General features: G+C 57.9%; 14 protein-coding genes. 3 read left to right on the top strand and 11 right to left on the bottom strand.

Annotated elements, in window-relative coordinates:
- Positions 1-22 precede the first annotated feature (22 nt).
- Both DU506_RS13060 and rpoE read right to left on the bottom strand, forming a co-directional pair.
- Entirely contained in the window at positions 23-769 is a 747-nt protein-coding gene (locus DU506_RS13060; RefSeq protein WP_114487351.1) for a sigma-E factor negative regulatory protein, read from the bottom strand.
- 176 nt (positions 770-945) lie between these two features.
- Positions 946-1545 (bottom strand): RNA polymerase sigma factor RpoE, encoded by a 600-nt coding sequence (rpoE, locus tag DU506_RS13055; RefSeq protein WP_114487350.1) that lies wholly within the window; start codon positions 1543-1545, stop codon positions 946-948.
- A 411-nt stretch (positions 1546-1956) separates the two neighbouring features.
- Between rpoE and DU506_RS13050 the strand changes: the two genes are divergently transcribed.
- Positions 1957-3051 carry a 3-deoxy-7-phosphoheptulonate synthase gene (locus DU506_RS13050; protein ID WP_114487349.1) on the top strand — a complete coding sequence of 365 codons (1095 nt, stop codon included), beginning with the start codon at positions 1957-1959 and terminating at the stop codon, positions 3049-3051.
- Positions 3052-3168: 117 nt separating this feature from the next.
- Here the strand turns inward: DU506_RS13050 and dinG are convergent, their stop codons facing one another.
- Positions 3169-5298 (bottom strand): ATP-dependent DNA helicase DinG, encoded by a 2130-nt coding sequence (dinG, locus tag DU506_RS13045; RefSeq protein WP_114487348.1) that lies wholly within the window; start codon positions 5296-5298, stop codon positions 3169-3171.
- A gap of 5 nt (positions 5299-5303) precedes the next feature.
- The gene (rhlB, locus tag DU506_RS13040) at positions 5304-6578 is read right to left on the bottom strand and encodes an ATP-dependent RNA helicase RhlB (RefSeq protein ID WP_114487347.1); all 1275 of its coding nucleotides are present in this window, start codon (positions 6576-6578) and stop codon (positions 5304-5306) included.
- A gap of 144 nt (positions 6579-6722) precedes the next feature.
- Here rhlB and DU506_RS13035 point away from each other — a divergent pair, with 144 nt between their 5' ends.
- Both DU506_RS13035 and xthA read left to right on the top strand, forming a co-directional pair.
- A complete protein-coding gene (locus DU506_RS13035) occupies positions 6723-6977 on the top strand; it encodes a hypothetical protein (protein ID WP_114487346.1) in 255 nt (84 codons plus the stop codon).
- The gene (gene xthA, locus DU506_RS13030; RefSeq protein ID WP_114487345.1) at positions 6977-7804 is read left to right on the top strand and encodes an exodeoxyribonuclease III; all 828 of its coding nucleotides are present in this window, start codon (positions 6977-6979) and stop codon (positions 7802-7804) included. Before DU506_RS13035 ends, xthA begins: the two co-directional genes overlap by 1 nt.
- A gap of 25 nt (positions 7805-7829) precedes the next feature.
- On the opposite strand, the gene DU506_RS13025 is transcribed toward xthA, so the two are convergent.
- The 7 genes from DU506_RS13025 to DU506_RS21955 all read right to left on the bottom strand — a co-directional run.
- Positions 7830-8642, bottom strand: a complete 813-nt coding sequence (locus tag DU506_RS13025; protein WP_114487344.1) for an energy transducer TonB — start codon at positions 8640-8642, stop codon at positions 7830-7832.
- Complete coding sequence (locus tag DU506_RS13020) at positions 8639-9046, bottom strand: ExbD/TolR family protein (RefSeq protein ID WP_114487343.1); 408 nt, start codon at positions 9044-9046, stop codon at positions 8639-8641. The genes DU506_RS13025 and DU506_RS13020 overlap by 4 nt, the downstream gene beginning before the upstream one ends.
- Entirely contained in the window at positions 9039-9581 is a 543-nt protein-coding gene (locus DU506_RS13015; RefSeq protein ID WP_114487342.1) for a MotA/TolQ/ExbB proton channel family protein, read from the bottom strand. The genes DU506_RS13020 and DU506_RS13015 overlap by 8 nt, the downstream gene beginning before the upstream one ends.
- Positions 9556-10929, bottom strand: coding sequence for a MotA/TolQ/ExbB proton channel family protein (locus DU506_RS13010; RefSeq protein ID WP_114487341.1), 1374 nt, complete (start codon positions 10927-10929; stop codon positions 9556-9558). The genes DU506_RS13015 and DU506_RS13010 overlap by 26 nt, the downstream gene beginning before the upstream one ends.
- Positions 10926-11660 (bottom strand): DUF3450 domain-containing protein, encoded by a 735-nt coding sequence (locus DU506_RS13005; RefSeq protein ID WP_114487340.1) that lies wholly within the window; start codon positions 11658-11660, stop codon positions 10926-10928. Before DU506_RS13005 ends, DU506_RS13010 begins: the two co-directional genes overlap by 4 nt.
- 355 nt (positions 11661-12015) lie before the next feature.
- Positions 12016-12624 carry a superoxide dismutase gene (locus tag DU506_RS13000; protein ID WP_114487339.1) on the bottom strand — a complete coding sequence of 203 codons (609 nt, stop codon included), beginning with the start codon at positions 12622-12624 and terminating at the stop codon, positions 12016-12018.
- 221 nt (positions 12625-12845) lie between these two features.
- The coding region (locus DU506_RS21955; RefSeq protein ID WP_220254372.1) for a hypothetical protein at positions 12846-13102 on the bottom strand (257 nt) is incomplete at its 5' end.

The following is a 13102-nucleotide window of genomic DNA, read 5'->3' as shown; positions in this document are numbered from 1 at the left end:
GCACGGTTTGCCATAAAAATCATCAACGCTGACTCTGTGGCTCGATGCTTGACGAGGAAGCACGCAGCAGGGGCATCCAGCTGTCACCGCTACCATAAGCGGCGCCTTGCGCATGGCGGTCAAGGTAGGATTGCAGCAGCCTGATCTGCTCGATGTCACTCTGTTCAGCCTGTCGACGCGATAGACCTTGAGGCGCCTGAGGAGCGGAAAAACCACTCTCGGTAACATTCATCAAGCCGCTGCGACCTGCTTGCCCACTCACACGGAAGGGGGTCTGCTCGAACATGGGCACATTGCTTGCCATGCCGGCGGATTGCGCCCCGGAAGCAGCACCCAGGTTCACAGGCCGCACCTGGCGTTCGGTGTCCCCCGAGGGCAAGGAAGGAGACTGTGGCGAAGAAGCCACTACGTTGTCGCCCTCTTCCTGCCCACCTCCCCCATAGAACTGCACACCGGTTAACACCATCAACGAGACCGCCGCAGCAACACCGGCACCTCGAACAAAGGAAACTCGATGGCCCGTCTGCGTCGGCACTTGTGCGGCCGGAACAGGCTCGTCTTGCAAACGCGCCATGATGCCGGCGGAGAGGTCGGTGGAAACATCCACGCCATGTTCTCGCTGCATCAGGCTGCGTGCCAGATGGTAGCGTCGCCAGGTATCCGCGGCGTCTGTATCGCTCGGCAATGCTTTCAGCACCCGCCGCAACTCTAGCTCATCACCTTCATTATCCATCAAGGCGGAAAGCGATTCCCGTGTGTCATGACTCATACTTCACACCCTCACACTCGATAAGGCCAATGCCTTTGTCGCGTCAACAACAACCCGACTACTGTGCGGGCTGACTCATATCGCTCTGACGCCATGCGCGCCGGACAGTTCAGCATATCGATCAAAAACAGCCGCATTATGTGATCTGGCGCAATTTATCACCCGTTTTGGGCCAGTCAAGGTTCGCGACTGTTACGGGCGGTGGATATCCACGGCCTGATGTGTTCATCGACCGCCTCTCGGGCCCGAAAGATGCGGGATCGGACCGTCCCCACCGGGCACTGCATGATCTGGGCGATATCTTCGTAAGCCAAGCCATCGAGTTCACGCAGCGTGATGGCTGTGCGCAGATCTTCGGGTAGTTTTTCGATGGCATCGAAAACCGCCGCTTCCAGCTGATCGCGCGCCATTGCCAACTCCGGCGACTCAGGGTCGGCCAGACGGCCACTCTGATCGAGTATTTCAGCATCCACGATATCCAGGTCACTGCCCGGTGGACGGCGCCCCCTGGATACCAGGTAATTCTTCGCGGTATTGATAGCGATACGGTACATCCAGGTATAAAACGCACTTTCGGAGCGGAAGTTCCCCAAGGCACGGTATGCCTTGATAAACGCCTCCTGAGCGACATCCTGAACCTCGGAGTGGTCATGCACATAACGTCCGATCAGGCCGATGATTTTGTGCTGGTATTTTTTCACCAATAAATCAAAAGCGCGGGTATCACCTTGTTGAGCACGTTCGACAAGCTGTTGGTCCGTTTCCCGAGTGCTCATTCACGCGCTCCCTTCAGCTCGACGCTGGGCGTCGGACAATGTTCCTTTTGGCCCTGAAATATGGGCAATTGCAGCATGCAGCATAGTGTCCCTTGGGCATCCAGTGGGTAACAAAGCGATAATTGAACTTCAAGCGCATAGCAATGCGACAAGACTTACCAAATGAAAAATGCGGTGTAACGACAAGCCGCTAATAGTAAAAATATCTACAAGTGTTACGTGTTCCCGACAACTCATCAAGCGCAAGGTGGCTTTCTGTGTGCCAGATGGCGACCTCTCCTCGCTATCCGCCTGCCGTTATTATTCTACCGTGGCTATTATTCAATAGTGTGGTGAGAATTGATTTTTACCACCCGAGCGCGCCATAGTAGGGCCTTTAATCGCCACTCGCGCAAGCCTACAGGTAGCAAGATGTCCCAACAGCAGGTCAACAACCTTAACGTTCTCGCACAGGATGTGCTCATTACGCCGGAAGCCCTCAAGGAAGCCGTACCCCTGACCGATTCCGCCGAGCATGCCGTGATCGAAGGACGCAATACCATACAGAACATACTCGATGGCAAAGATCCTCGCCTTCTCGTGGTGGTCGGCCCCTGTTCGATTCACGATGTCGAGGCCGCCCTCGATTACGCCCGCCGTCTGCGTCGCCTGGCCGATGAGGTCAAGGACAGCCTGTACATCGTGATGCGCGTCTATTTTGAGAAGCCACGCACCACCGTCGGCTGGAAGGGCCTGATCAACGATCCCCATCTCAATGATTCGTTTGAAATCGAGGAAGGGTTGCATATCGCCCGCAAGCTATTGGTCGATCTGTCGGAAATGGGCTTGCCATTAGCAACGGAAGCGCTTGACCCCATTTCTCCACAGTACATGCAGGACTGCATCAGCTGGTCGGCGGTCGGGGCACGCACCACCGAATCCCAGACCCACCGCGAGATGGCCTCCGGCCTTTCCTGTCCGGTAGGATTCAAGAACGGTACCGACGGCAGCCTGGATGTGGCCATCAATGCCCTGCAATCCGTGGCTCATCCGCACAATTTCCTGGGTATCAACCAATCAGGTCAGGTAGCCATCATTCGTACACGCGGCAATGCTTACGGCCATGTGGTCCTGCGTGGCGGCAACGGCAAGCCCAACTATGACAGCGTCAGTGTCGCATTGGCCGAGCAAGAGCTTAAAAAAGCCAAGATTTCCGCCAACATCATGATCGACTGCTCGCATGCCAATTCCAACAAGGATGCCGGCTTGCAGCCATTGGTGCTGGAAAACGTCACTAACCAGATCCTCGAAGGCAATACTTCGATCATCGGTTTGATGGTGGAATCCAACATCGGCTGGGGCAACCAGAAGGTGCCCGAAGACTTGAGCCAACTGACTTACGGCGTCTCGATTACCGATGCCTGCATCGACTGGGACACCACCGTCGACTCGTTCAAGCGCATGAATGACAAACTGGCGCCGGTTCTGGCCAAGCGTCGTACCCCTGAGGCCTCTCAACCGGCCTGAACGGCGTTCTTGAATAAGTGGCTATTGATGACCTTCAGCGCCCGCCCCGTGCGGGCGCTGAAGGTCATGGCAATCGCAGGGAAACACTCTTCGCGGCTTCATGTGCCGGTCAGGCTTTCAGGTACCGATCTCACGCCGAAACGGCGGTAACGCATCCAGCAACGCCTGGCCGTAGCGGCGTGTCAACACGCGCCGGTCGAGCAAGGTGATGCGCCCGATGTCGGTTTCCTTGCGAATCAGTCGGCCACATGCCTGCACCAGCTTGATCGAGGCATCAGGCACACTGATGCGCATGAAAGGATTACCGCCCTGACTCTCGATCCACTCCGCCAGCGTCGCCCCCACCGGGTCATCCGGCACCGCGAAGGGTAACCGGGTAATCACCACATGAGTCAGGTATTCGCCCGGCAAATCTATCCCCTCGGCAAAACTCGCCAAGCCGAAGATGATACTTCCCTCACTGCGATCCACAGCGGCACGATGACGCTCGATGAGTTCACGTTTGGGCAGTGCATCTTGAGCCAGCACCCGCGCCTTGAGTGACTCGGGCAAGGCTTTTTCCACCGCACGCAACTGCGCGCGCGACGAAAACAGCACCAGCACCGCCTCACTCTCCCCGAGCTTGGACACGAAGCTCACGATAGCCTGCTCGTGGGCCTCGCGATCGCCAGGGTCCATGGCGTCGGCCGGAATGCTCAACACCGCATTCGAGTAATCGAAGGGGCTGGGCAATGACTGGTAACGGTAGCGCCCCGCCAGTCCGGCACGCTCCTGAATCCGCTCGAAGCGCCCCAAGGCGGTCAAGGTGGCCGAAGTGACCACGGCGCCATAACAACGCCCCCAGAGATTCTTGGCCAGCGTGTGCGCCGCCGACACCGGGCTTGCGGAAAACTGCAATTCGGCTTCGCCATTGACACGGGTCAGAGTCAGCCAGCGTGCCCGCGGCGGCTCGTTCTCGGGGTCACGCTCGCTGTAGGCCTGCCAGAGAGCATGGGCATCCACCGCCCGCCCATGTACCAGTGCAATCAATGGCAACCAATCATCGGCTTGCTCCCGATCGAGCCCCGTGGTTTTATCCGGGTCCAGGCTTTCACGCAGTATGTCGCTGATACTTTCAAGGTTGCGCGATAGCTGGGCAAACATCACCACCAGCTGCGTTGCCTGTTCATGAAGGCCGTCGGGAATTTCCCCCTTGGTGAAGCGTTGCTGCCAGGTGGTCTCCCCTTCGGACAAGCCGTTAGGGCGCTGCGTCAACTGATGACCGCTACTGAAGACATCTCCCAGGGCCGGCTCCAGGGCGTGAAACAAGTCGGGAAAGCCCGCCAGCAGGCGCGCGATCGTCGGTTGTACCGCCAAGGCCTGATTGAGATCGGTCAAGCTGCTTTTCAAGGTCTGCAACCAGCGCAAGCAGCCATTCACCGCAAAGCGATAGGCAAAGTGCGAAAGCGCCTTGTCCGGCAGATGATGCCCCTCATCGAACACATACAGACAATCCGCCGGATCGGGGAGTATCGCCCCGCCACCCAGGGCAAGGTCCGCCAGTACCAAGTCATGGTTGGCCACGATGATATCGGCATTTTCCAGTTCACGACGGGCACGAAAAAATGCGCAGGCAGCGAAATGACCGCAACGACGCCCGGTGCACTGACGATGGTCCACGGTCAAACGACGCCAGTGCTGGTCGTCGATGGTTTCGCGCCACGTATCTCGATCGCCTTCCCACTCACCCTGGCCGTAAGCTTCACCCATGCGCGTCGCCAGCCCGGTAAAGTCGGCGCTCTGTTCCTGCAGTGATTGCTCGAAAAGCGACAGCGTCGGATTGGGTTCCACACCATCCAACGCCTGATCCAGACGGGCAACGCACACATAACGCCCACGCCCTTTGGCTAGGGCGTAGCGAAACGCAATGCCGCTGTGCTCTGCCAGCGAAGGCAGGTCCTGATTGAGCACCTGCTCCTGAAGCGCCACGGTGGCGGTGGAAATCACTAGCCGCTTACCACGCGCCTTGGCGATCGGCAACGCTGCCAGCAGATAGGCTAGGGTCTTGCCAGTGCCCGTTCCCGCTTCCAGGACGCATATATGGGTGTCGTTGGTGCGTTTGCCGTCATCATTGCTTTGAATGCCCCCCAGCGTACGGGCAATTTCGGCGATCATCAGCCGTTGCCCGTAACGCGGTGTCAGGTCCAGTCGTTCCACTACCTGACGATAGGCCGTCTGGATTTCGTCTTTGAGCGTCTTGTCCAGCATGTGGCTTACAAGAGCCCTTCCGGCGGATGTTCACAAGGCAACTTGGCATTCAGATAACGTTCGATTTCGGGTAACGAAAACGCATCTTCTTCGCCGACGAAGCTGATCGAGACACCCTTAGCGCCGGCGCGTCCGGTACGCCCGATACGATGGACGTAATCTTCCGGATCTTCCGGCAAGGTGTAGTTGATCACATGGCTGACATCTTCGATGTGAATGCCACGCCCGGCTACATCCGTTGCCACCAGCACTTGGAGTTCGCCTTCACGGAAACTTTCCAGGGTCTTGATGCGCTGATTCTGCGGCACATCGCCGGAAAGCATCGCTGCATTGATCCCGGCTTTTTTCAGGGCCTCGTCAAGCTTGCGTACCAGGTCGCGCCGGTTACCGAACACCATGACCCGCTCGAAGTTTTCCTGTTCAAGAAGATTGATCAACAGGCGTTGCTTGTCGTCATCCGACACCAGATAGACACGCTGGTCGATGTCCGCCTGATTTTCTACCGTATTCTCAATCTCGACATGCGCAGGATTCTGCGTCCACTGGCTGGCCAGCTCGAGAATATCGTCGGTGAAAGTGGCGGAAAACAAGAACGTCTGGCGCTCTTCCTTCTTGGGTGTATAGCGGATAATACGTTTGACATCAGGAATGAAGCCCATCGACAACATTCGATCGGCCTCATCCAGCACCAGCACTTCCAGCTCGGAAAGGTCGATGTCTCGCTTCTGGTGAAAGTCCAGCAAGCGCCCCGGTGTCGCCACCAGAATATCGACTTTCTTGCCCAGCCCGTCGCGTTGTTTCTGATAATCCATGCCACCCACGACGCTTGATACGCTCAGCGAGGTGAAGCGGGCCAACGCCTTGGCATCCTTTTCGATCTGCAGCGCCAGCTCTCGCGTCGGTGCAATGATCAAGGCGCGCGGAGCGCCGGGTTTCTGGCCCTCGGGTGCCGGCTCTTCCAGGAAATAGGCCATCAGGGAAATCAGAAAAGCAGCCGTCTTGCCGGTACCTGTCTGCGCCTTGCCCACGATATCGCCACCCAGGAGGGTCTGACGCAGGGCTTCCGCTTGTATCGGCGTACAATACTCAAAGCCCTGGGCATGAATGGCACGCATCAGGGGCAGTGGCAGATCAAAGTCATGAAAGCGCCACTTGCCGGCCACGGCCGGCACCTGGAACTGCCGGAGATCCCAGTTTGACTGGCGGCGACGCGGTTTCCGCCGGCGGCGCTTGGGCTTGCGATTCTGGGCCGATGCTGTGGTCTGTTCCGACTCGCTCATAGGCTATTTATCTATCCGTTGCAGTGGATGTTGGGCTTCAAGAAAAAGTTATTGTACCAGCCCTTGGCGCCAAGGGCGCGTTCAGCTGTCGAAGGAGCCGACAGGACTGTTAGTATAAGCACCATATTCGGAAAGGAGCGCGACATGACGCGTAAGAAAAAGACCCGTTCAATCGCCGACAAGGTGACCATTCGTACCGGACGGCGCAAGGATTACAAGAAGTGGCGCCACGACAACCCCGATCAAGTGACCCCTTCTCGGCGGTTTGTCGCCAAGAAACAGCAGCAGCGCAAACTGCAAGCGGTGCGCAAGCAGGAGCGTCAGCAATCCGGCCAGTCGATCAGCATTCACCCCTCAGGCGACGCTCAGTCTTCACACGACAAGGGAGATAATGACTGATGCGTCTGGTGTCATTCAACATCAACGGCTTGCGCGCCAGGTTTCACCAGTTGCAAGCGGTGATCGACCAGCACCAGCCGGACGTGATCGGCCTGCAGGAAACCAAGGTGCAGGACAGTGAGTTTCCCCACGAAACGCTGGAGGCGATGGGTTACCACGTCTTCTTCCATGGCCAAAAAGGCCATTACGGGGTGGCTATCCTGTGTCGCCAGGAACCCGAGCAAGTGTTTCACGGCTTTCCCGATGACCAGGACGGCGCCCAGCGCCGCATGATCGGTGTGCGTCTGCGTTGTGATGATGGCCAGGCGCTGACCGTATGGAATGGCTATTTCCCCCAAGGGGAAAATGTCGACCACCCCACCAAGTTTCCCAACAAGCAGCATTTTTACGCACAGCTTGCACGCTTGCTTACCCAGCAACACGCACCTGATGAGCGCTTGGCGGTGATGGGAGACTTCAATGTCTCGCCGGAGGATATCGACATCGGTATCGGGGAAGCTAATCGCAAGCGCTGGCTGCGCGAAGGCAAGACCAGCTTTCAACCCATCGAGCGTGAATGGCTACAAACGCTCAAGGACTGGGGCCTGGTGGATAGCTACCGTGTCTGTTATCCCAAGGTAGACGACCGCTTCAGCTGGTTCAACTATCGCTCCCGAGCCTTCGAGCGTGACCCCAAGCGCGGCCTGCGGATCGATTATATTCTGGTGACGCAGCCCTTGGCGGAATGTGTCAGCGATGCCGGGATCGATTATGAGCTGCGTGCCATGGAAAAGCCTTCGGATCATGCCCCGGTATGGACTGAGCTGGCACTTTCGCTAAACGAATAATCTTTGCCACCACCTTCTCATGTTCTCACCTCAGCTGGAATTCGACACGCTGGCGCGCCCGACGCACCTGGGAAGCGACTTCGAACTGCCAGGACGCTACCGCCTTGCGCGCTGCCTGGTCGAAGACCTTGCGCGGCTGGGCACCCACCACTTTAATGGACGATGGCTCGACACTGCCGTCCCGGCGAATCAGGAACTCAAGTTCCACATGGCCCTCCAGGCCCCGGCGTTGCGCACGGGAAGGATACTCCGGCGGGACCTGGTTCAAAGGGGTAGGCGAGCCCACCTCCACAGGTTCCTGACTGGCTGTTTGGGCTATCCAGGTGCTTTCCGCCTCGTTTGAAGCGGCTATTGGGCTTGTTGAGGCCTCTACCGGCTGCGATTGGGCTGCCGGCGCGGGTTTAGGCGTGGGCTCGGGTTCCGGCCGAGGCACGGGTTCAGGCTCAGGCTGGGGTTCCAGCCGAGGCTCAGGCGCCGGTTCAGGCTGGGGTTCTATTTCGGATAGCTCGGGCAAGCTGCTATCCAGTTCAGCAAGCACCATCTCCTCCGGTGGCAGCTCAGGTTCCGGCATGGTGATGGAGCTGTCGATCTCGGGTAAGGGTTCAGGTGCTGGAGATGGCGGCGCCGTTTCCTGCAGAGTCTGAGGCTGGGCAACCGGTTCGGCGGTCTCCTGCGTCACCTCCTCCACTGCCTCGGGCGCTTCCACCATTGTCATGCTCATCGGAACTTCCGGTTCTTCGAGCGGTTTTTCTGGAGGCGACACCAGTAGCGCCAGCAACCAGAACAGCACCAGTGCCAAGCCTGCTCCACCCAGCAACGAAAAAAGCACCCGCGTCATGAGGCGCTCCGGCTAGCCGCGACGGCAATCTGGTCGACGCCTGCCTCACGCAGCCGATCCATTACTTCAATCAACATTCCTGTGGTGGCATCACGATCCGCCTGTATCACCACTGAGCCATCGTCGCTGACCAGCTCGGCAACCGCTCCGCCCAGCCGGTGCATGTCTATCGGCTGCCCATCCACCCAGACCGCTCCTTCCGGGGTAATCGCCACCAATACCTGAGCATCCGGGCGAGGCGTGGCGGCACTGGACTCGGGACGCTGAATATCGATACCGCTTTCCTTGATGAAGCTAGTGGTGACGATGAAAAATATCAGCATGATGAACACCACATCCAGCATGGGTGTCAGGTTGATTTCATTGCTTTCGTCATTGTTCACACTCGTGCGACGTTTACGCATGAGCATCCTCCACAGCGCGTGCCAAGCGGTCGTGAAGGCGTTGATCCTCTCGCCGGATGACATGTTCCAATCGGCTGATGAACAGCAACCCCACCACGGCCACGGCCATTCCGGTCAGGGTAGGCAAGGTTGCCCGCGCCACGCCGTCGGCCATGGCCCGAGCCTGATGGGTATCGCTCAGCGCCAGACTATCGAACACCACGATCATGCCGGTGACCGTCCCCAACAGACCCAACAACGGGCACAGGGCGACCAATAACTTCAGCCATGGCAAGGGGCGACGCAAGCGCATGATCAATTCATCGGCCCATACCTGGCGAAGTATCCCGGCGCTCCAGCTACGGTGCTCCTCACGTGCCGTCCAGCGCTTGAGCAGGGAGCGACGCGCCAGGCGCCAGGTCACGCGGTAGTACCACCAGCGCTCGAACGCCATGGCAAACAACACCACCGCGACCACCGCCAACACCACCAATACCCAGCCTCCGGCATCTAGCAAACGTTCCAGCGGCTCAAGCCATTGCGTTAACTTTTGCATTTTCGTTCACCGTTCGAGGTTGGTGTGGCAAACGCGCCTCCAAATGCTCGGCTAGCGTGGCACTGGCCTGGCCTTCCACCACATTGGACAGATACCGGCTACGCCCGGAAAGCGCCGTCTGGGCGAACAACAAGGGCACTGCGGTCACCAGGCCCAGCACGGTCGTCACCAAGGCCTGACTGATACCGCCCGCCATCATTTGCGGATCCCCGGTACCGAACACGGTGATCGCCTGAAAGGTGACGATCATGCCGGTGACCGTGCCTAACAGCCCCAACAGCGGCGCCACGGCCGCTAGCAGCTTGACGATGGGCTGACCCCGCTCCAGGCGCGGCAGTTCTGCCAGCACAGCTTCATCCAGGCGAGCCTCGAGTGCCTCGGGCGCCTGACGACTGTCCATGGCTCGAAAGCGCAACAGGACGCGCCCGAGTGGATTGTTATCGCTCAGTGCATCCAGCTGCCGGCGTTGACGGCGCACCTTGAGAGTGACGCCGATAAGGTAAGCGTACTGAGACAAGGCCACCAACAACCCGAAGACGCCTAGCGTCACGACCACATAACCGACTGCCCCACCTTGATGAAACCGCTCCAGCAAACTCGGCTGTTGGGCCATGGCCGCTATCACTTGGCCCTGGGTAGGGTCGATTGCCAGAGTGCGGCTCTCACCGGCATGAAAGGCAGCCAAGGTTTCAGCCACTTCCGGTGGCGTGCGAAGCACTACGGAGAGTGTTCCCTCCCCCTTGCCCCGCTGCAACAAGTCGCCTTCGGTGAAAGCGGCAAAGTCACCCAACCGGATGATCTCTCGTTGCGAGATCACCCCGTCGGCATCCGCTACCTCGGCCTCAAGGCGCACCACCCTGGCGGTTTCCGCAGTCAACGCCATCAGACTGTCGATCACTTGCTCGATGTGCCGACTTTCCAGCACCTCGTTTTCATCCAGCCGTGGAGGCAAGGAAGTTTCGTCGAGCGTGATCCAGCTATCGTTCAGGTCATCGCGAAGCTCGGAACTGTGCTGGGACAGGACGGACAGAATACGATCGAAATCCGCCCCTTGCTCTTCTTGCTGGAGGGCGTCCAACTCCTGTTCCAGCGCCTGTTGTTGCGCTTGTTGAGCCGCCAGGGCTTGCTGTTTCTGGAGAGCTTGTCGATGTGCTTCCCGGGCATCGTCCAGGGCGGCTTGCAAGGCGTCTCGATCTTCCAGCAGCGTACTCAAGCGAGCGTCATCCCGGGCTTGTGCGGCTTCTCGAGCTTCATGCAAGGTGGTTAACGAGTCGGCCTGAACGGTGCTCACTGTCAGCATGATCAAGGTGGCGAGGGTCAATGCTTTCAGGCGTTGTCCAATCGTCATGTGGAAGCCTCCGAGGCAGTCAGGGGCTGAGAGATCGGCAGCGTCAGAAGCTCAGGCGCACGTTGATCGCGTGCCAGCCGCAACCCTTGGCGTACCTGACTACGCTGTGCGTCGCTCAGCGCCTCCCAACGGCCGGATTCGGCCTGCCACACGCCACCTTGACGGCCGCTCGGGGTAAGATAATACAATCCCACCCGGCCGATTCTCAGGTAGTCCACCTCCCGCGCGTCGCCTTCTTCACTAACAAGCCGCCCACGCCAGGCGTCCACTTCACGGCCATACTCGAGTTCGGTTCGCCATGCTTCAAGCAAGCGTTCGATGCGCTCGACACTTGAAAAGGTTGCTGCGTCGTCCGGCTGTAAACTCGCCGCACGCGCAAGACGCTGATCCTGCAAGAAGGGTAGATCCTGTTCCACCCAACGTTCCAACTGGGCGGCGATATCACGTTCGAACCCCGGCAGTGCCTGACGCGTTTGCTCCAGAGTGGAAAGCGCCGTTTCACGCTGCTGCTGGCGTTGTGCCTGCGCTACCAACCGAGCCGCCAGCTGGGAATTTTGCCGCTCCAGTTGCTGCGTATCATTTTCAAGGCGACGAAGTTCCTCAAGCATTTCACGCGTGGTCTCATCGGCCGCATCAATACGTACTTGCAGAGCGGCTTGAGTTTGCTGGGCATCCAACGCTTCACCGGTGATTGATTCTTCTTGCGCGGCTAACGGCAATACCCACAGCATGCCTAATAACACTCCACAGAAAGGCAGCAACCGCCTGGCCCGCGAGGAATTTCTCCAAAAGCGCATATCAATAACCCATGTTAATAAGCCACATTAATAACCCGGGCCACACCCCAGATTATCAATCTCAGGGCTGAGACATTTCCATCAAAAGGAAAACAGGAATGATTGGCATTCATTTCTAGCAAGCGGGTAGAGTAACAACAAAACAACAAATGACAATACTTATCATTAACTCCAGTCCACCTTCGGGAACAGCGCCAGTCAGATGCTGCACATCATGCCTGGCGCACGCATAAAAAAGCCACGCCCTGTAAAGACGTGGCTTTTATCAGCAATCAAGCGAGGGGGGTTATCAGGGAGCTTGCTGATAACGACGCTCGACATCATCCCAGTTGATCACATTGAAAAAAGCTTCCACGTAATCGGGGCGCTTGTTCTGGTACTTGAGGTAGTAGGCGTGCTCCCACACATCCAGACCCAGAATCGGCGTATTGCCATGCATCAAGGGAGTGTCCTGGTTTAGGGTATTTTCCACCACCAGTTTCTCTTGCGGGGTCACGCTCAGCCAGGCCCAACCACTACCGAAGCGGCCCAGTGCGGCTTGTTTGAACTCTTCCTTAAAGGCGTCAAAGCCACCCAACTCATTGTCGATCGCCTGGGCAACCTCACCCTTGGGCTCACCGCCGCCCTGGGGAGACATCATTTGCCAGAACATGGAATGGTTGACATGGCCGCCGCCATTGTTGATGACCGCCTGGCGCTTGCTTTCTGGAACGCGGTCGACGTTCGCCATCAACTCTTCCACCGCTACATTTTCCAGGCCAGTGCCTTCAAGCGCGGTATTGAGCTTGTCGACATACGTCTGGTGATGGCGCGAATGGTGAATTTCCATGGTCATCGCATCAATGTGCGGTTCAAGCGCGTCGTAAGCGTAGGGTAATTCGGGAAGTGTATGCGGCATAATTACTCCTCCTTTGATTAATCACGCAGAGAGTTACTCATGGTGATGATAGCATTTCAATGCATTTCTCAGGATGGCAGCTGTTTGACGACTACGCTAACAAAAACCACTCAAGCATACAAAAACAGCCGGCATCATCAAGATGCCGGCTGTTTCGAGTAACGCCTGTCTTACTTAGCGTCTTATGAACTACCTCCAGCTAAAGCAAGGAGGTTTCCAGTCTACCCTGACGGGTCGACCTTTGTTGTAGAAAGCGGCGCTGCCTCAACGTGAGGCAAATGAAGACTGCCCGAGGTCTCGGGGCTTATTCCAGACGTCTCGACCGTCGAGACGTGGGAGGCTGCCAAACTGGCCAGGCCGTCCTCTCGGCGTTCTGATTTTTTACCTGATGGCCGTTCGCCCACCAGGGGAAGATCACTCTCCAGGTGCTTCTTACGTCGTCTTGCAATGGTCTTGCGCGGTTTTGCCTTAGCAGCAA

It is taken from the genome of Vreelandella rituensis, assembly GCF_003336665.1.
Lineage (GTDB): Bacteria > Pseudomonadota > Gammaproteobacteria > Pseudomonadales > Halomonadaceae > Vreelandella > Vreelandella rituensis.
Note: the sequence above shows the minus strand (reverse complement) of the source record. Positions and strands in the feature narration are given on the sequence as shown.